We start from the raw sequence: 18,751 nt of genomic DNA, 5'->3' as shown, positions 1-18,751 counted from the left end.
TTCACGAGGCCGGCCACGTGAGTTCAGCCGCTCGACACCCCGCTGTTCACCCGGGTGACGCTACGGTTGGAGTGTGTCAGACATCGCCCCGGCCCGACTGAGAGAGACGCCCCCGAAACTCGTCGCGATCGACCTCGACGGCACCGTCGTCGACTACCACGACAAGCAGCTCACGACCCCCACGCGGGCCGTGATCGACGCGATCGCGGCCGTCCGGGAGGCCGGCGTGCCGGTCGCGGTGGTCACCGGCCGGGCCCTGTGGGGCACCGTCCGCACCGCCGCCGACCTGGGCCTGGACGAGGGCTTCGCGTCGGCGAACCACGGCGCCGCCGAGTACGACCTCGGCCGGGGCGAGGTCTCGCACGAGGCGGTCGTCGACACCCGGGCCGCGATCGAGGCGTTCCTCGCCTCCGACCCCGACGTCGAGTTCGCCGTCGCGTACGGCCTCGAGGGCTGGTGGCACACCAAGGGCTTCAAGCGCGACTTCCACGCGAAGTGGGCCGGCGCGATCGACCTCGACGACATCATGGGCCGGCCCGCCGCCCGGATCGTCGCCCGCGTCGCCTCCGACAACCGGTACGGCGGCGCCAGCCGCTGCCCGCACGCGCTGCGCCTCGCGCAGGGCGCCGGGCTCGACCCGCTCGCGTACCACGTGGAGGTCGGATACAACGGCTGGGTCGACATCGGCCCGCCCGGCGTCAGCAAGGCGACCGGCATTGCCCGCATCGCCGAACGCTACGGCGTATCATCGGCCGACACCGTGGTCTTCGGCGACGCCCACAACGACCTGACCATGTTCGCGTGGGCGGGGTACGCCGTCGCGATGGGACAGGCCGATCCCGACGTGCGCGCCGCCGCAGACGAGGTCGCGCCCTCGGTGTGGGAGGACGGCGTCGCGACAGTGCTCGCCCGCTGGTTCCCATGAGCCGGGCGGGATTACGACGAACGAGATTCGTGGCGGCAGCGGATCGAGACTACGAGGAGGACGCATGATCCAACTGGCCCGGCTCCCGAGACTCGTCGCCACGGACCTCGACGGGACGGTCGTCCGCACGGACGAGACCGTGTCCCCCAGGACCATGGCCGCGCTCAAGCGCCTCGCCGCGTCCGGCGTCATCCTCGTCGGCGCCACCGGCCGCGGCCCGCGCCTGCTCGACATGTGCCGCAACGACGTCCCGTCCGCGGACTTCCTCGTCCTCGGCCAGGGCGCGTTCGTCTACGAGTGCCGCTACGACGACACGGTCGTCGAGCTCGCCGACCGGTCCGTCGACGGCGAGATCCTCCACGAGGCCCTGCGGCTCATCGAAGCCGAGGTCGGCCCCGTGCGCGCGCTCGCCGAACCCGCCGACCCGGACCGGGCGATCATCGGCGACGCCATGCCCGACTGGCCGTGGCCCGGCGTCCACCTCGAGACCGCGCCGCGCGAGGTCGCGTTCACCGGCCCGATGGTCAAGGGCTACTTCGTGTCCGACCACCACACCGGTCCCGAGCTGCTCGTGGCCGCGCAGGACGTCGTCGACCCGAAGCTGGTCACCGTCACCGAGTCCGGCGTCGGCATGCTCGAGGTCTGCCCGGTCGGGGTCACCAAGGCCGCCGGGATCCAGGTCGTGCTCGACAAGTTCGGCATCGACTGGTCCGACGTGCTCGTCTTCGGCGACGCCACCAACGACCTCTCCATGATCAGGGCCGCCGGCCACTCGGTCGCGATGCCCAACGGGCACCCGTGGGTCCAGGCCGCCGCCAGCGAGATCGCGCCCGCCGGCAACAACGACGACGGCGTCGCACAGTACATCGAGGAACTCCTCGAACTCCTGTAGCCGCCCGGAGCGGTCTGTCGGATCTCGGACAACCCGCGCCGCGGCCGTTGCGCCGCGGCGCGAACCGCCCTAGGCTCCCCTGTGGTGGGGACCACGAGCCGATCCGTTCGCGCACAGGAGACCACATGTCCCAAGCCGACACGCTCCCCTTCGGCATGCCCTACCGCAAGGAGAGCCGGTACGACCCGCCGGCGGCGCTGCTCGACCTCCAGGCGGTCCCCGTGCGCCGCATCAGGTACCACCCCGACGGCGTCGAAGGCTGGCTCGTCACCGGGTACGACGAGGCTAAGCGCGCCCTCGCCGACGTCCGCTGGTCCAGCGCCGCCGACCCCGTCCGCTCCCCGATCGACCTGCCCGGCTTCCACGACGCCGGACGGCCCGTCACCCCCGGGTTCTTCAACTTCTTCGACCCGCCCGAACACACCCGCATCCGCCGCAAGCTCACCGGGTCGTTCACGCTGCGGCGCATGCGCGCCCTCGAAGCGCACGTCGGCGTCCTCGTCGACCGGCACATCGAGGCGATGAAGGCCAAGGGCGCCCCGGCCGACCTCGTCACCGACTTCGCACTCCCCGTCCCCGCCCTCGTCATCGGCGAGATGCTCGGCGTCCCCGACGAGGACCGCGAGCGGTTCCACACCGCCTCCGCCGAAGTCGTCGACATGACCCTCCCGTTCGAACGGCGCGGCCAGGTCATGATGGAGCTCTTTGGCTACCTCGCCGGGCTCGTCCCCGGCAAGCGCGAGCACCCCGGGCCCGACATCCTCAGCGACCTCGCCGCCGACCCCGAGCTCGGCGACGACGAGATCTGCGGCATGGCCGCGCTCCTCCTCCTCGCCGGCCACGAGACCACCGCGAACATGCTCGCCCTCGGCACGTTCGCGCTCCTCGAGCACCCCGACCAGATGGCGCTGCTCCGGGCCGACCCCGCGCTCATGCCCGGCGCCGTCGAAGAACTCCTCCGCTACCTCACCATCCTCCACATCGGACGGCTCCGCGTCGCCTCCGAGGACTTCGAGTTCGAAGGGCACCGGATCCGGGCCGGCGACCACGTCACCATCTCGCTCCAGGCCGCCAACCGCGACCCGTCCCGCTTCCCCGACCCGCACGCGCTCGACGTCACCCGCGACGCCCAGGGCCACCTCGCCTTCGGCTTCGGCGTCCACCAGTGCATCGGGCACCAGCTCGCCCGCATCGAGATGCGCATCGGGTTCGCCAAGCTCCTCGCCGCGTTCCCCGGCCTCGCGCTCGCCGTCCCCTCCGAGACCATCCCGCTGCGCAGCGACATGGTCACCTACGGGGTCCACACCCTCCCGGTCGCCTGGTGAGCACCGCATGGCGGGCACCGTCGATGAGCACAGCCTGATGAGCACCGTCCGGTGAGGACAGCCTGATGAGCACCGCCGGGCGGTGACCGGCCGAGGCGACCGCCCCGCCCCGCACCGCCCCCCGAGACGCGGGGGCCGGGCCCCCCCCCCCCCCAGCCTGCCCGGCCGGGGCCCCCCCCCCCCCCCCCCCCCCCCCCCGAGACGCGCGGCCGGGACCGCCAGCCACCAGTGCGGTCCCGGCCGCGCCCCAGCGCGCCGTCAGCGGACGTCCCAGACCGGTTCGTCCGACTCGACCACCTCGCCGTCCTGCTGGAACACCACGAACCGGTCGAAGCCGCGCGTGAACCAGCGGTCGTGCGTGACCGCGATGACGGTGCCGTCGAACGTCTTCAGGCCCTCCTCGAGCGCTTCGGCGCTGGCGAGGTCGAGGTTGTCCGTCGGCTCGTCCAGGAGCAGGCAGGTCGCGCCCGACAGCTCCAGCAGCAGCACCATGAACCGGGCCTGCTGGCCGCCCGAGAGCGTCCCGAAGTCCTGCTCGGACTGGTCGGCGAGCTCGTAGCGGGACAGGGCGCTCATCGCCCGCGAGCGGTCGAGCGAGGGCCGGTCCCGGTCGCCCTCCCACAGGATCTCCCGCAGGGTGCGCCCGGCGAACTCCGGATGCTCGTGCGTCTGCGAGAAGTGCCCGGGGCGGACGCGGGCGCCCAGCCGCGCGGTCCCGCTGTGCCGCACCGGGTCCAGCCGCCGCTCGGGCGCCACCCCGGCCTCCGGGTCGGAGCCGCCTCGGGCGAGCAGCCGCAGGAAGTGGCTCTTGCCGGTGCCGTTCGCGCCCAGGACCGCGACCCGGTCGCCGTACCAGACCTCCAGGTCGAACGGGAACGTCAGGTCCTCCAGCTCCAGCCGCTCGCACACGACGGCGCGCTTGCCGGTGCGCTCGCCCGCGAGCTTCACGCGGATGTCCTGCTCGCGCGGCGGCGCCGGCGGCGGCCCGGCCTCCTCGAACTTCCGCAGCCGCGTCTGCGCGGCCCGGTACCGGGAGGCCATGTCGGAGTTGAACGCCGCCTTGTTCTTGTACATGAGCATGAGCTCGCGCAGCTTGTGGTGCTCCTCGTCCCAGCGGCGCCGCAGCTCCTCGAACCGCTCGTGCCGGGCCGCGCGGGCCTCGTGCCAGGTCGCGAACCCGCCGCCGTGCGTCCAGGCCGTCCCGGCCTCGAGCGTGACGATCCGGTCCGCGGCGTTCGCGAGGACCTCCCGGTCGTGGGAGACGAACAGGATCGACTTGGCCGACTCGCGGATCGCCGCCTCCAGCTCGCGCTTGGCCGGGACGTCGAGGAAGTTGTCCGGCTCGTCGAGCACCAGGACCTCGCCCGGGCCCTGGAGCAGCAGGTGGAGCGCGAACCGCTTCTGCTCGCCGCCCGAGAGCGTCCGCAGGGGGCGCTGCTCGACCTCCGTCCACGGCTTCCCGAGGACCGCGACGGCGACCGTGTCGCACACGACCTCGAACTCGTACCCGCCGGCCTCGCCCCAGTCGGCGAGCGCCTGCGCGTACGCGAGCTGGTCGCGCTCGGTGCCGCCGTCCGCGATCCGCCGCTCGGCCCGGCGGCGGCGCTCCCAGACGGCGCGGAGGGGCGGCGGGCCGAGCTCGGCCGCGAGGTCCCCCAGGGGCCGCTCGCCTTCGCGCATGCCGACGAGCTGGCGCATGACGCCGAGCCCGCCCGCGTGCGCGACCGTCCCCGCCTCCGGCTGGAGGTCGCCGGTGACGATCCGCAGCAGGGTCGTCTTGCCCGTCCCGTTCGCACCGATGAGCGCCACCTTCGCGCCCTCGCCGACACGGAACGACACGTCCGAGAACAGGGTCCGGCCGTCGCCGAGCCCGTACCGTACGCCTGCGAGGTCCACGAATCCCATCCCGCGATTGTGGTCGGACGTGCTCCGCCCGTCAAAGCGTTTGCGGCGGTGGCCGCGGCCGGGCGGACCTGCATACGCTGGAGCAATGAACGACACCCCTGACCGGAACGGTCCCGAGCGGACCCCCAAGGGCTTTTGGCGCCGATTGTCGCCCAGCGACTGGGTCGAGCTGGCCATCTACGTCGCGTTCGGACTGATCGCGCTCATCGCCGGGATCGGCTGGCTCCTCGGGCGCGAGTAGCCGGCCGGCTCAGGGGCGCGCCGGCGCGGCCTCGGGCAGGCCGAGGAACGCCTCGAGGTGCGCCGCGGCCCGGCGGTCCATGGCCGCGTAGTGGGCCGCGCGCGCCTCGCCGGAGAGGGCCTCGCCCTTGCTGAAGTTCCCTTCGGCGTCGACGATCTGCGGCTCCCCCTCGGCGTCGTGGAGCACCGCGACGGCGGCCTCGGTGATCCCGTTGTAGAACGAGATCCCCTCGCGCAGCACGCGGTCCAGGATGTCCTTCATCCATGCCGCGTACTCGTCCCCGTCGGCGGCACCGGCCAGGCCGAGCCACAGCATGCGCTTGCCCGCAAGTCGGGGCTTGCTGCGCCCGTAGGCGAAACCGTAGTTCCACACGCGGTCGATCCAGCCTTTGAGCAGGGCCGGGAGCCCGTTCCAGTAGACGGGGAACACCGGGACGATCACGTCGGCGGCGAGGATCCGCTCCATGTGGGCCTGGACCTCGGGGGAGTAGACCTTGTCGCGGTCGTCCCAGTCCGGCTGGTCGGCCTCGGTCATGCGCGGGTCGAACCCTTCGGCGTGCAGGTCGAGCACGTCGACCTCGTACCCGGCCTCCTTGAGGCGCGCGGCGGCGACGTCGCCGATGTGGACGGTGAGCGAGTCGGCGCGGTGGTGCGAGACGACGACCAGGGCGGTCCGGTTCATGATGGCCTCCAAACGGTGTGGTGGACTCCAGTACAACCGCGAACGCGTGGACGTGCGATGGCCGAGGCGCTCCGATTCATGCGCGATCGTCTACCATCGGGGCATGGACCCGCTCAGTGAACTCCTCGGTGGCATCCGCGCCGAAGGCGCGCTCCTCTCCGGCGCGATCCTCAAGGCGCCCTGGGTGGTCGGCTTCGACGACCGGGCCCCGCTCACGATGATCAGCGTCGCCCGCGGCGGCGGCGTGATCCTCCTCGCCGACGGCACCGAGGTGCCCCTGAAGGAGGGGCAGACCGCGGTCGTCCGCGGCCACGAGCCGTTCCGCATGGCCGACGACCCGGCCTCCGTCGAACGCTCCCACCTCGAGTACTGGCTCACCTGCTTCGACCCCGAGGCGTGCGGCCCCGCCGGCGTGGGCGACCCGCCCGGCGGGCCGGGCGAGGCGACCGACCTGTACGTCGGCGCCTACCGGGCCTCGGGCCGCCGCCACGAGCGGCTCATGCGGGCCCTGCCGCCGGTGCTCGTCATCGACGACCCCACCGAGGTGTGCGTCATGCTCGACGCGTCCATCCAGGACTTCGCCTCCCGCAAGCCCGGCACGCAGGCGTACATCGACCGCCTCTTCGACTGGGGGCTGGTCTGCACCCTCCGCACCTGGTTCGACCAGCAGGGCGAGCAGGCCCCCGCCTGGTACCGCGGCTTCGCCGACCCGGTCGCCGGGCCCGCCCTGGAGGCCATCCACACCCGCCTGTCCGCGCCGTGGACCGTGGCCGGCCTCGCCACCGAGGCCGGGGTCTCGCGGGCCCTGCTCGCCAAGCGCTTCAACGAGATCATGGGCGAACCGCCCCTGACGTACCTGACCGAGCGGCGGATGGAGCGCGCCGAGGAGCTCCTCGCCGACCCGGAGCTGACCGTGGCGCAGGTGGCCCGGATCGTCGGCTACGCCGACCAGTTCGGGTTCAGCAACGCGTTCAAGCGCCGCAAGGGGACCAGCCCCACGGCGTACCGGGCGGCGAACCGGCACCCGGTCGCGGTGTGAGCCTTCCGGAGGGAGCCGGCGCCGGTTCGCGACACACCGATATATAGACAGTTATCGATAACCACGGTACTGTGGGGCTCAGGGCCTCTCACAGCACGCTCGGCCACAGGGACGCAGTTCATCCACCCCATTCGTCAACACGAAAGGCGTCTCATCATGAAGCCCTTGCGAACAGGTGCGCGCCTCGCGCTTGTCGCGGCAGCCCTGGCGGCGCTCGTCACCGCCGGCGCGCTTACCGCCGCGGCCGACCCCGCAGCCTCCCCGGCGCAGGCCGCATCGACCGCCGGATGCGGCCGGGCCCCCGGCCTGACCAGCGGCACGCACACCATCCAGAGCGGCGGCAAGAGCCGCAGCTTCATCCTCGACATCCCCGCCGACTACGACCGCGACCACCCGTACCGGCTCGTCTTCGGATTCCACTGGTGGGGCGGCACCGCCCAGAACGTCGCCACCGGCGAGAACGTGCAGACCGGCACCTACGCCTACTACGGGCTCAAGCGGCTCGCCGGCGGCTCCACGATCTTCGTCGCCCCCCAGGGCCTGGACAACGCCTGGGCCAACAACGGCGGCGAAGACGTCGCCTTCACCGACGCCATGCTCGACGTCATCGAAGGCGCGCTGTGCATCGACACCGACCAGCGGTTCTCGGTCGGATTCAGCTACGGCGGCGCCATGAGCTACTCGCTCGCGTGCTCCCGCCCCGACGTGTTCCGCGCGATCGCCCCGTACGGCTCGCCCGGGTTCGTCAGCGGATGCAGCGGCGGCACCGAGCCCGTCGCCGTCTTCGCGGCGCACGGCACCACCGACAACTTCACCGACGGCATCTCGCAGCGCGACAGGTTCGTCGCCAACAACGGCTGCACCCCGCAGACCACGCCGTCGCCGCCGCGGGGCAGCCGGACGCACATCACCACCGAGTTCGCCGGATGCTCCGAGGACCACCCGGTCGTCTGGGCCTCGTTCGACGAAGGGCACATCCAGGCCCCGCGGGACGGCGCCTCCGGTGACGGCGCGAACTCCTGGCTCCCGGGCGAGACCTGGGCGTTCTTCAACCGGTTCGCGTCCGACCCGCCCGAGGAGACCACCTCTCCCGACGACACCACCTCCCCCGGGGAGACCACGAGCCCGCCCCCGACCGGCTCCGGCTGCTCGGCCGAGATCGACGTGGTCAACGACTGGGGCTCCGGCTGGCAGGGCAACCTCCTCGTCACCGCCGGATCCGGCGCCGTCAGCGGATGGACGGTCACCTGGACCTGGCCCGGCGGCCAGCGCATCAGCAGCCACTGGAACGCCGACGTCACCACCAGCGGATCGACCGTCACCGCGGCCGACGTCGGCTGGAACGGGAGCGTGCGGGCCGGCCAGACGATCTCGGCATGGGGATTCGTCGCCACCGGCTCGGCGGCGACGCCGGCGGTGACCTGCACCGCCGCGGTCCGCGAAGCGGCGCAGGGTCACCGGTCGGTGCGCATCCACCAGTGCGCACCCAGGCCCGCCGGGTCGGTGAGCCGGGCCGCCTCGCCCGCCTTGGCGAGCGCCGTCGCGTATTCGACCGGCGCCCGGTAGGCGAGGTCCATGGGCGGGCGCTCGGCGCGTACGCCGAGGTCGCGCAGGGCGTCGCGCTGGCGTTCGATCCGGTCGGCGCCGACCGCGTCGACGGCGACGTGGGCGGTGAGGTCGCAGGTGCCGTCCGGGACCGGCGCGGTGCTGCGGCCGTCCTTGAACGCGGTGAGGGTGCGGTCCCCGGGCCGGTCGGTCCTGGTGTGCCCGTAGTCGACCGCGAGGGCGGTGCCGCGCACCAGGCGGCCGGTCAGGTCGTGCCACGCCTCGTCGCGGGGCCGGCCGATCTCGGCCCTGTCGCCCGGCGCCGCGATCGGCCACCAGCGGTCGAGCCAGTCGGCGTCGCGGGCGTCGAGCCGGTCGCCGGGGCGGGTCGCGCCGTCGCGGTCGACCTCTTCGTACCGCCGCTCGCCGGCGTCATCCACAAGGGCGATGTCGCAGGGCACGTTGTCGAGGAGTTCGCAGGCGATCAGCAGGCCGGTGATCCGCTCGGGGGGTTCGGCGCGCCAGCCGATCCGCTCGGGCAGGCCCGTGGGCCGAGGGCGCAGTTCCACTGCGGTCAGGGCGATCCGCTCGGGCAGGAGGTCGGCGAGGTGCGCGAGGAGGTCGCCGCCGCCCGCGCCGACGTCGACGACCGTGAACGCGTCGGGTCGGCCGAGCCGCGCGTCGGCCTCCTCGGCGAGGGCCGCGACGGCGTCGGCGAAGGCGCGGGTCTGGGCGCTGGTCGCGAAGTGGTGTGCGGGCAGCTCGCGCCGGTAGAAGCCGCCGGGCCCGTAGAGGGCGCGCGCCATCGCCGCGCCCCACCGCTCGAACCCCGCCATCGTCTGACCATAGGCCCTGTCCGGTGGTTCGGGAAGATGCGCGGGCACGTCCCACCCGCCGGCTCGCTCCGTCGCCGGTGCCGGGACGGTCGGTCGCCTTACGCGCGAACGGACGGGCCCGCACGTTCGCGCCGGGTTCACCGGTGGCAGTCGGTTTCGCCGTCGGCGTTCCGGTAGGTCCGGGCCTCCGCCACCGGCCCGGCCGTCAGTGAGAATCACCACTCGGGGGCTCCCGGACTGGCGTTGTCATTTCGGAGACGCACAATTAACGCGTAAGCAATGACCGGTACCTCTGAGGACTGGATCAGCATTCATGGATCAGCAGCGCAGCGGAGCGTGGCAGCGGCCGGCCTCACGGCTCGCCGTGGGCGTCGTCTCCGCAGGCCGGGTCGGCTCCGTCGTCGGAGCGGCCCTCACCCGCGCCGGCCACCGCGTAGTGGCCGCCTCCGCCGTATCCGACGCCTCCCGCGAGCGCGCCGCCCGGCACCTGCCCGGCGCCGAGATCCTCTCCCCTCCCGACGTGGTCGCCGCCGCCGACCTCGTGCTCATCGCCGTCCCCGACGACGCGATCGCGCCGCTCGTCGCCTCCCTGGAGGTCCGGCCCGGCCAGATCTGGGTCCACACCTCCGGTGCGCTCGGCGCCGACGTCCTGCGGCCCGCCAGGGACGCCGGGGCCCTGACGGTGGCGCTCGCGCCCGCGATGACGTTCACCGGCCGCGACGAGGACCTCGAGCGGCTCGCCGGGATCTCGTGGGCGGTCACCGGAGAGGCCGAGGCCCGCTTCGTCGGCGAGGCCCTGGTCCTGGAGATGGGCGGGGAGCCCGAGCACGTCGACGAGGCCGACCGGCCCCGCTACCACGCGGCGCTCGTGTACGCCGCGAACCACCTCATGACCCTGGTGAACGACGCCGCGGACCAGTTGCGCGCCATTGGGGTCGCGAACCCCGAGCGGCTCATGGAACCGCTCGTGTCGGCCTCGCTCGACAACGCCCTGCGACACGGCGACGCGGCCCTGACCGGGCCGGTGTCGCGCGGCGACGCGGGCACGGTCGCCAAGCACTTGAAGGCGCTCGAGGGCACCGGCATCGCCGGGACCTACCGGGCCATGGCCCGGCGCACCGCCGAGCGCGCCCTCGACTCCGGGCGCCTCAGGAGCGGCGACGCCGAGGGCCTTCTCGACGTGCTCGCCCACCCCGACAAGGAGGAGACCCCTTGAGCCCCCACCCCTCGCCCGACACGTCGGTGCCGCAGCGCGAGACGGTGCCGTCCGGCCGCGCCGTACGGCTGGTCCGCACGAAGGCCGAGCTCGCGCAGGCCCGCGCCGCGCTGCCCGGCCGCGTCGCGGTCGTCCCCACGATGGGCGCGCTCCACGACGGGCACCGGGCGCTCATCAAGCGCGCCAAGGAGATCGCCGATTCGGTGATCGTGACGGTGTTCGTGAACCCGCTCCAGTTCCGCCCCGGCGAGGACCTCGACCAGTACCCGCGGACCCTCGACGCCGACGTCGCCATGTGCGAGGCCGAAGGCGTCGACCTCGTGTTCGCGCCCTCGGAGCGGGAGATCTACCCGGACGGGCGCGAGGACGTCACCAAGGTGCACCCGCGCGAGCACGGCGAGGTCCTCGAAGGCGCGTCCCGCCCCGGGTTCTTCACCGGGGTGCTCACCGTGGTGGCGAAGCTGTTCAACCTCACCCGCCCCGATGTGGCGTGCTTCGGCGCCAAGGACTTCCAGCAGCAGGCGATGGTCCGCCGCATGGTCGGGGACCTCGACTTCCCGGTCGCGATCGAGACGGTGCCGACGGTCCGCGAGCCCGACGGCCTCGCCCTGTCGAGCCGCAACGCGTACCTGTCGGCCGCGGAGCGGCGCACCGCGCTGGCGGTGCCGCGCGCGATCCGCGCCGCGCAGGCGGCGGCGGTGGCCCTCGCCGAGGAGGGCGTCTCCGAGCACGTCGACCGGGCCGAGCGCGTCCGCGGCGCGGCCCTCGCGGTCCTCGAGGCCGAGCCCGGCGTCGAGGTCGACTACGTCGACGTCCGCAGCGACCTCCTCTCGATCCCGTTCGCGGAAGCCGATGCGGCGCGGATCCTCATCGCGGTGAAGGTGGGGAACACCCGCCTCATCGACAACGCCCCCGTGGTCATTCAGAAAGGCTGGACCCCCGATGTTTAGGACCATGTTCAAGTCCAAGATCCACCGCGCCACCGTCACCCAGGCCGACCTGCACTACGTCGGGTCGGTCACCGTCGACGCGGACCTGCTCGACGCCGCCGACATCCTCGACGGCGAGCAGGTGTCCATCGTGGACATCACCAACGGCGCGCGCCTGGAGACCTACACGATCGCCGGCGAGCGCGGCTCGGGCGTGATCGGCATCAACGGGGCCGCCGCCCGCCTCGTCGCCCCCGGCGATCTTGTGATCCTCATCTCGTATGCGCAGATGGAGGACGCGGAGGCCCGCGCGTTCCGGCCGACGGTCGTCCACGTGAACGAGCGCAACGAGATCATCGAGGTCAACGACGACAAGGCCCACCCCGCGCCCGGGACCGCCGGCAACGCAGTGGCATCGCCACTAGCCGAGCGGTAAGTTACAGACTCATGAGCGAAGAACCCAAAAACGAGACCGCTGACAAAGGGACGGACGGGGGCAAGACCGACAAGTCCGAGCCCGTCGACGACCTGAAGACCACCCACCACACCCTCGGCGACCTCTCCTACACGGCGACCACCGGCCGCATCGTGTTCCACGAAGAGGTCACCGAGGACGACAAGTTCAACGGCCGCAAGCCCAAGGCCGAGGTCTCCATCACCTACTACACCCTCGACGACGCCGACGTCACCGAGCGGCCGGTCACCTTCGCCTTCAACGGCGGCCCCGGCTCGTCGTCGATCTGGCTGCACATGGGCCTGCTCGGCCCGCGCCGCGTCGACTCCGGCGACGCCGGCGACCTCACCCCGCCCCCGTACGGCCTCCTCGACAACGAGGAGACCCTCCTGCGCCACAGCGACCTGGTCTTCATCGACCCGATCTCCACCGGCTACTCGCGCGCCGTCGAAGGCGGCAACCCCCGCGACTACCACGGCTTCTCCAAGGACATCGAGTCCGTCAGCGAGATCATCCGGCTGTGGACCACCCGCAACAACCGCTGGCTCTCCCCGAAGTTCCTCATCGGCGAGTCCTACGGCGGCACCCGCGGCGCCGGCATCGCCGAGTACCTCCTCACCCGGTTCGGGCTCGCGCTCAACGGCGTCATGTTCATCGCCCCCGCGTTCAACATGGAGACGCTGTACCACACCAGCCGCTCCGACCTGCCGAACCCGCTGTTCCTGCCGATGTACGCGGCCACCGCCCACTACCACGGGCTGCACCCGGACCGCGAGCTCGACGACGTCGTCGCGGAGGCCCGCGCCTACGCCGACGAGTACCGCGCCGTCCTCGCCAAGGGCCAGAACCTCGCCCCCGAGGAGCGCGCCGCCGCCGTCGCCAAGATCGCGTCGCTCGCCGGCGTCAGCGAGGACTACGTCGACCGCGCCAACCTGCGCCTGGAGCACACCCGCTTCTACGCGGAGCTGCTGCGCCACAAGCGCCTGGTCACCGGCCGCCTCGACACGCGCTTCACCGGCCCGGCCCAGCACTACACGTACGAGCAGATGCCGTACGACCCGTTCCTGACCGGGACCGACGGCCCGTACTCGGCCGCGCTCCAGTACTACCTGCGCGCCGAGCTCGAATACGAGAACGACCACGTCTACGAGCGGCTCTCCCGGGCCGTCCACCCGTGGTCCTACAAGGAGTTCGAGGGCGAGGCCGTCGACGTCATCGGCAAGCTCGGCAACGCCATGCGCCTGAACCCGCACATGAAGGTCCACGTGGCCATGGGCCGCTACGACGGCGGCGTCCCGATCGAGGCCATCGAGTACACCCTCGACCAGCTCGAGATCCCCCTCGCGGACCGCGACCGCGTCGAGACGAAGTCCTACCCGGCCGGCCACATGATGTACGTGCACGAGGAATCGCGCGTGCGCCAGTCGGCCGACCTCGCCGACTTCGTCCAGCGCGCCTCGGCCCGGGGCTGACCGCACCCGTGACCACCGCGAACCCGGGCCCGGCCTGCACCGCCTCGAGCGGCGCGGGCCGGGCCCGGCCGCGTCCCGCCGAGAACACGCCGCACCCCGGACCCGCCGGCGGCTCCCGCGCGACGGCTCCCAGCGGCGGCCACGACTCCGTGCGGTCCATCTCCGGCCGGGCACGACGGTTTCAGTCTCGCGGCACCCCGGTGCGCCGCGCGGCGCCCGCGGTGCGGGGACTGCTCCGCCGGACCGGACTTGCAGCCGGAGCCGCTGATGCGGGCGTCACGTCCGCTGGCGCGAGGGCGCGTTCTGAGAGCACAGTTGATCCGAACCGCGCACCGGCTCCGGCCGGAGCGCACACCGAGCAGGTCCCCGGGCGAGCCGGGCGGCCGGGCTAGAAGGGCGACGGCACGTGCCACCCGTGTTCACCGGACCGCAGGCCGGGGCGCTCCCGCACCTGCCGCGTCTGCCGCGGCGCCTGCGCGCCGAGGCGCCGTCCTGGACCGAGACCACCGACGTGTGCGTCATCGGCTCCGGCGTCGCCGGCCTGACCTGCGCGCTCAACCTGCGCCAGGCCGGATTCCACGTCACCGTCGTCACCAAGGTCCGCATCGACGACGGCTCCACCCGCTGGGCACAAGGCGGCGTCGCCGCCGTCCTCGACCCCCTCGACAGCCCCGAAGCGCACGCCCGCGACACCCAGATCGCCGGCGTCGGACTCTGCGACCCCGCAGCCGTCGACGTCACCGTCACCGAAGGCCCGCAGCGCATCGCCGACCTCATCCACCTCGGCACCGAGTTCGACCGCCATCCTGACGGCTCGCTCCAGCTCACCCGCGAAGGCGGGCACCGCGCCCGGCGGATCGTCCACGCCGGCGGCGACGCCACCGGCGCCGAGATCCAGCGGGCACTCCACTCCGCGGTCCTGCGCGACCCGTGGATCCGGATCATCGAGCACGCCATGGTCCTCGACCTGCTCACCGACGCCCGCGGCCACGCGGCCGGGGTGAGCCTCCACGTCCTCGGCGAAGGCGTCGAGTACGGCGTCGGCGGCGTCGAGGCCCGCGCGGTCGTGCTCGCCACCGGCGGCCTCGGCCAGATCTTCCAGTCGACCACCAACCCCTCCGTGTCCATCGGCGACGGCGTGGCGCTGGCGCTGCGGGCCGGCGCGACCGTGACCGACCTCGAATTCGTCCAGTTCCACCCGACGTCCCTGTTCGTCGCCGGCGGCGACCTGCGACTGAACGGGACCCCCGGCCCCGGCGGCGGCTCCGCGGCCGGGGGCACCGAACTGGGTTCCGAAGTTATCTCCGGGGACCGACAACCCCTGATCTCCGAAGCGCTCCGCGGTGAGGGAGCCCACCTGCGCGACTTCTCGGGGGACCGGTTCATGGTCGGCGTCCACGAGCTCGCCGAGCTCGCGCCCCGCGACGTCGTCGCCAAGGCCATCACCTCCCGGATGATCGCAGAAGGCAAGCCGCACATGTGGCTCGACGCCCGCCACCTGGGCCGCGACATGCTCGAGCACCGGTTCCCGACGATCACCGCGTCGTGCCGGGCGATCGGCGTCGACCCCGTGACCGACCTCATCCCCGTCGCGCCCGCCGCGCACTACTCCTCCGGCGGCGTCCGCACCGACCTGCACGGCCGCACCAGCGTCCCCGGGCTCTACGCCGCGGGCGAGGCGGCCTGCACCGGCCTGCACGGCGCCAACCGGCTCGCCTCGAACTCCCTGCTCGAAGCGCTCGTGTTCGCGCAGCGCATCGCCGACGGCCTCGCCGAGTCCAAGCCGAGCCCCGGCGTCCCCGAGCTGCCCGAGGGCGAGGGCAGCGTCTGCTCCACCACCTCCCGCGCGCCCCTCCAGGAGGCGATGACCGCCGGCGCCGGCGTGCTCCGCTCCGAGGCGTCACTGGAGGCCACCGCTGCGTCGCTGACGGCATTGGGGGACAATGTGTCCGGACGTCCGCGACCGGCCACATGGGAGGCCACGAACCTCCTCACCGTCGCGGCCGCCGTGACCGCCGCCGCCCACCGGCGCCGCGAGACCCGCGGCAGCCACTGGCGCGAGGACCACCCCGAGGCCGCCGACGCCTGGCTCGGCCACCTGTGCCTCTCCATCAGCTCCGACGGGGAGCTCGAGACCACCTGGGAGCCCATCGCATGAGCCGATTCGCCGAAGTCCCCGGCGGGGCCGGACTGGACGAGCGGCTGCTCGCCCTCCGCCTCGACCCCGAGGACGTGTACGTCGCCGTCCAGGACTACCTCGACGAAGACCTCTCCCACGCCCGCCGCGACGTGACCTCCGAGTCCATCTTCGGCCCCGATCACAAGTCCACAGTGGCCATCACGGCGCGCGCCGACGGGCTCCTCGCGGGCCTCCCGGTCGCGCACGCGGTCTTCCACGCGATGCCCGGCGACGTCCGGTTCGAGTACCTCGCGAAGGAGGGCGCGCGCATCCGCGCCGGCCAGGTCCTCGCCCGCGTCACCGGCCCCACCCGGTCGCTCCTCGCCGCCGAGCGGACCGCCCTGAACCTGCTGTGCCGCATGTGCGGCGTCGCCACCCACACCCGCCGCTTCGCCGACGTCCTCGCCGACTGGCACACCACCGTCCTCGACACCCGCAAGACCACGCCCGGCCTGCGCGCCTTCGAGAAGTACGCGGTGCGTGCCGGCGGCGGCGACAACAAGCGCATGGGCCTGTACGACGTCGCGATGATCAAGGACAACCACAAGGAGGCCGCCGGCTCGATCAGCGAGGCCTTCGCCGCCGTCCGCTCCGCCGAGCCCGACGTGGACATCCAGGTCGAGGTCGAGACCCTCGAGGAGGCCCTCGAAGCGGTCGCCGCCGGCGCGGTGTTCCTCCTGTGCGACAACATGAGCCCCAAGGAGCTCGCCGAGGTCGTCGAGACCGTCGGCGAGCGCGCCGAGCTCGAGGCCACCGGCAGGATCACCCTCGACACGGCCGTCGAGTACGCCGCCACCGGGGTCGACTACATCTCGGTCGGCGCGCTCACGCACTCGTCGCCCATTCTGGACATCGGCCTGGACTTCGAGGAGTAGACCCGTGCTGCTGTGCGTCGACATCGGGAACACGAACACGGTGCTGGCCGTGTTCGACGGCGAGACCCTCAAGCACTCGTGGCGGATCCGCACCGACCCGCACGCCACCGCCGACGAGCTGGGCCTGACGTTCCGGGCCCTCCTCGACGGCGACGGCGTGGACCTGTCGGGGATCGCCCTGTCCTCCACCGTGCCCCAGCAGGGCGCGGAGGTCGCCAAGATGGCGCAGCGGTACTACCCGCACGCCGTCCTCGTCCAGATCGCGCCCGGCGTGAAGACCGGTGTGCGCCTGAGCATCGACAACCCGCGCGAGGCCGGACCCGACCGGATCGCGAACACGTACGCGGCCTTCCACCTCTACGGCGGGCCGTGCATCACCGTCGACTTCGGCACCTCGACGAACATCGACGTGATCTCCGAGACCGGCGACTTCCTCGGCGGGGCGTTCGCGCCCGGCATCGAGATCTCCATCGACGCCCTCGCCTCCCGCGCCGCGAACCTGCTGAAGATCCCGCTCGTGAAGCCCCGCAGCGTCATCGGCAAGAACACCGTCGAATGCCTCCAGTCCGGCATGGTCTACGGCACCGCCGCCCAGGTCGACGGCCTGGTCCGCCGCATCACCGCCGAGCTCGGCACCGACCCGACCGCGGTCGTGGCGACCGGCGGCCTCGCCCCGGTCGTCATCGAGGAGTGCGAGACCATCACCCACTACGAGCCGAACCTGACCCTGCACGGCCTCAGGATGATCTGGGACCGCAACGCCTGACCGCGGGCCGCGTCGCGTCCGGCCGGGCGGTCGGGGCGGTCGGGCGCGCCCTGCCCGGCCTACCAGGATGCGAGAGGGGCTCTTGTGTCGTGTGATCGGCGCCGCTAGTCTCGGACGAGTTCCACGGTGTGCCCTCACCTCCCGTAGGACCCGATACGAGAGGAACGAACATGTCCTATTCCAGGACCGTTATTCGGGCTGCCGCCGTCTCGGCGGCGGCCGTCGCGGCAGCGGCGCTGACGGGGGCCACAGCCGGGGCGGACCCGCACGAGCCCACCCTCCGCGGTGAAGCACCGATCGATCTCAGGATCGGCAGCGCCGTCTGGGGGCAGAGCGAGCTGCTCGACTACGACCACGCGAACCCCGACGAATTCGAGGCCATCCTCGGCGGCGAGTTCGACTCGGTGACCCCCGAGAACGACATGAAGTGGGCCGAGATCCATCCCGAGCCCGACGTCTACGACTTCTCCGGCGCGGACGCCGTCGTGGCCTTCGCCAAGGCGAACCGCCAGGAGGTGCGCGGCCACACGCTGCTGTGGCACAGCCAGAACTCGGCGTGGGTGACCGAAGCCAGTGCGACCTGGACCTGCGACGAGGCGCGCGACGTCCTCGAAGACCACATCCGCACCGTCGTCGGCCGCTACGCCGGCGACATCTACGAGTGGGACGTGGCGAACGAGATCTTCCAGGACACCTGGGACGCGGGCGGCGTCAAGCTGCGCACCGAGGCCAACCCCTTCCTCAAGGCATGCTCGGAGGACCCGGTCGCCCTCATCGGCGACGCCTTCCGGTGGGCGCACGAGGCGGACCCCGAGGCGGCGCTCTTCCTCAACGACTACAACGCCGAGGGCGTGAACGAGAAGACCGACGCCTACTACGCCCTCGCGCAGGAGCTGCTCGCCGACGGTGTGCCGCTGCACGGCTTCGGCGCCCAAGGGCACTTGAGCCTGATGTACGGGTTCGACGAGTCGATGCAGGAGAACTTCGAGCGGTTCGCGGACCTCGGCCTGCAGGTGGCCGTCACCGAGGCCGACGTCCGCATGCCGCTGGACGAGAACGGCGAGCCGACCGCGGAGCAGATCGCGCTGCAGGCGGAGCGGTACGACGGCATGCTCCAGGCGTGCCTGAACGTCCCGGCCTGTTCGAGCTTCACGGTCTGGGGCTTCGACGACGGGCACTCGTGGGTGCCGGGCGTCTTCGACGAGGGCTACGCGACGATCATGACCGAGGAGTTCGAGAAGAAGCCGGCGTACTTCGCGCTGCTCGACGGCCTCACGGACGCCACCCCCGGCAGGTCCCCGCGGACGCCGCCGGGCCTCAACAAGTGAGCACTGCGTGAGGACCGCCGAGTGAGCGCTTCGGAGTGAGCACGTCCGAGTGAGCACTGGTGAGCGATCCCAGTGGCGGGGGGGGGGGGGGGGGGGGGCGCCCCCCCCCCCCCCCCGGCCCGCGCGCGGGGGGGCGCGCGGCC

At 72.6% G+C, this 18,751-nt stretch carries 17 protein-coding genes; 14 read left to right on the top strand and 3 right to left on the bottom strand.

Translation table 11 applies throughout. From position 1 onward, the window contains the following. Nucleotides 1–73: 73 nt before the first annotated feature. The 3 genes from GFD30_RS13780 to GFD30_RS13770 all read left to right on the top strand — a co-directional run bounded on the left by GFD30_RS13780 (nucleotide 74) and on the right by GFD30_RS13770 (nucleotide 3,142). The gene (locus GFD30_RS13780) at nucleotides 74–925 is read left to right on the top strand and encodes an HAD family hydrolase (protein WP_153025779.1); all 852 of its coding nucleotides are present in this window, start codon (nucleotides 74–76) and stop codon (nucleotides 923–925) included. A gap of 64 nt (nucleotides 926–989) precedes the next feature. After that, on the top strand, nucleotides 990–1,817 hold the full coding sequence (locus GFD30_RS13775) for an HAD family hydrolase (RefSeq protein WP_153025778.1): 828 nt from the start codon (nucleotides 990–992) through the stop codon (nucleotides 1,815–1,817). Nucleotides 1,818–1,942: 125 nt separating this feature from the next. After that, nucleotides 1,943–3,142 carry a cytochrome P450 gene (locus GFD30_RS13770; protein WP_153025777.1) on the top strand — a complete coding sequence of 400 codons (1,200 nt, stop codon included), beginning with the start codon at nucleotides 1,943–1,945 and terminating at the stop codon, nucleotides 3,140–3,142. Nucleotides 3,143–3,400: 258 nt separating this feature from the next. On the opposite strand, the gene GFD30_RS13765 is transcribed toward GFD30_RS13770, so the two are convergent. Beyond that, nucleotides 3,401–5,047, bottom strand: a complete 1,647-nt coding sequence (locus tag GFD30_RS13765; RefSeq protein ID WP_153025776.1) for an ABC-F family ATP-binding cassette domain-containing protein — start codon at nucleotides 5,045–5,047, stop codon at nucleotides 3,401–3,403. A gap of 85 nt (nucleotides 5,048–5,132) precedes the next feature. Here GFD30_RS13765 and GFD30_RS13760 point away from each other — a divergent pair, with 85 nt between their 5' ends. After that, the gene (locus GFD30_RS13760; RefSeq protein ID WP_153025775.1) at nucleotides 5,133–5,288 is read left to right on the top strand and encodes a hypothetical protein; all 156 of its coding nucleotides are present in this window, start codon (nucleotides 5,133–5,135) and stop codon (nucleotides 5,286–5,288) included. 9 nt (nucleotides 5,289–5,297) lie between these two features. Here the strand turns inward: GFD30_RS13760 and GFD30_RS13755 are convergent, their stop codons facing one another. Continuing rightward, nucleotides 5,298–5,969 (bottom strand): NAD(P)H oxidoreductase, encoded by a 672-nt coding sequence (locus tag GFD30_RS13755; protein ID WP_153025774.1) that lies wholly within the window; start codon nucleotides 5,967–5,969, stop codon nucleotides 5,298–5,300. Between the two features lie 103 nt (nucleotides 5,970–6,072). Between GFD30_RS13755 and GFD30_RS13750 the strand changes: the two genes are divergently transcribed. Together GFD30_RS13750 and GFD30_RS13745 are read left to right on the top strand one after the other, a co-directional pair. Then, nucleotides 6,073–7,008 carry an AraC family transcriptional regulator gene (locus GFD30_RS13750; RefSeq protein WP_153025773.1) on the top strand — a complete coding sequence of 312 codons (936 nt, stop codon included), beginning with the start codon at nucleotides 6,073–6,075 and terminating at the stop codon, nucleotides 7,006–7,008. A 156-nt stretch (nucleotides 7,009–7,164) separates the two neighbouring features. Then, complete coding sequence (locus GFD30_RS13745; protein WP_153025772.1) at nucleotides 7,165–8,574, top strand: cellulose binding domain-containing protein; 1,410 nt, start codon at nucleotides 7,165–7,167, stop codon at nucleotides 8,572–8,574. On the opposite strand, the gene GFD30_RS13740 is transcribed toward GFD30_RS13745, so the two are convergent. Then, nucleotides 8,463–9,389 (bottom strand): SAM-dependent methyltransferase, encoded by a 927-nt coding sequence (locus tag GFD30_RS13740; protein ID WP_153025771.1) that lies wholly within the window; start codon nucleotides 9,387–9,389, stop codon nucleotides 8,463–8,465. The genes GFD30_RS13745 and GFD30_RS13740 overlap by 112 nt on opposite strands. A 313-nt stretch (nucleotides 9,390–9,702) precedes the next feature. On the opposite strand from GFD30_RS13740, the gene GFD30_RS13735 reads away from it, so the two are divergent. The 8 genes from GFD30_RS13735 (at nucleotide 9,703) to GFD30_RS13700 (ending at nucleotide 18,608) form a co-directional block, all read left to right on the top strand. After that, complete coding sequence (locus GFD30_RS13735; RefSeq protein ID WP_153025770.1) at nucleotides 9,703–10,605, top strand: Rossmann-like and DUF2520 domain-containing protein; 903 nt, start codon at nucleotides 9,703–9,705, stop codon at nucleotides 10,603–10,605. 44 nt (nucleotides 10,606–10,649) lie between these two features. After that, a complete protein-coding gene (gene panC, locus GFD30_RS13730) occupies nucleotides 10,650–11,555 on the top strand; it encodes a pantoate--beta-alanine ligase (RefSeq protein ID WP_407649052.1) in 906 nt (301 codons plus the stop codon). Further along, entirely contained in the window at nucleotides 11,548–11,970 is a 423-nt protein-coding gene (gene panD, locus GFD30_RS13725; protein ID WP_153025769.1) for an aspartate 1-decarboxylase, read from the top strand. Before panC ends, panD begins: the two co-directional genes overlap by 8 nt. A gap of 11 nt (nucleotides 11,971–11,981) precedes the next feature. Further along, nucleotides 11,982–13,460, top strand: a complete 1,479-nt coding sequence (locus GFD30_RS13720; RefSeq protein ID WP_153025768.1) for a S10 family peptidase — start codon at nucleotides 11,982–11,984, stop codon at nucleotides 13,458–13,460. A gap of 406 nt (nucleotides 13,461–13,866) precedes the next feature. Beyond that, entirely contained in the window at nucleotides 13,867–15,618 is a 1,752-nt protein-coding gene (locus GFD30_RS13715; protein ID WP_322633231.1) for an L-aspartate oxidase, read from the top strand. Beyond that, nucleotides 15,615–16,514: a carboxylating nicotinate-nucleotide diphosphorylase gene (gene nadC, locus GFD30_RS13710; RefSeq protein ID WP_153025767.1), complete on the top strand. Its 900-nt coding sequence runs from the start codon at nucleotides 15,615–15,617 to the stop codon at nucleotides 16,512–16,514. Before GFD30_RS13715 ends, nadC begins: the two co-directional genes overlap by 4 nt. A gap of 4 nt (nucleotides 16,515–16,518) precedes the next feature. Beyond that, nucleotides 16,519–17,280 (top strand): type III pantothenate kinase, encoded by a 762-nt coding sequence (locus GFD30_RS13705; protein WP_322633230.1) that lies wholly within the window; start codon nucleotides 16,519–16,521, stop codon nucleotides 17,278–17,280. Nucleotides 17,281–17,450: 170 nt separating this feature from the next. Then, nucleotides 17,451–18,608, top strand: a complete 1,158-nt coding sequence (locus tag GFD30_RS13700) for an endo-1,4-beta-xylanase (RefSeq protein WP_153025766.1) — start codon at nucleotides 17,451–17,453, stop codon at nucleotides 18,606–18,608. Nucleotides 18,609–18,751: the final 143 nt, after the last annotated feature.

Source organism: Glycomyces albidus (genome assembly GCF_009451885.1).
In the GTDB taxonomy this organism is placed as follows: Bacteria; Actinomycetota; Actinomycetes; order Mycobacteriales; family Micromonosporaceae; genus Glycomyces; species Glycomyces albidus.
Note: the sequence above shows the minus strand (reverse complement) of the source record. Positions and strands in the feature narration are given on the sequence as shown.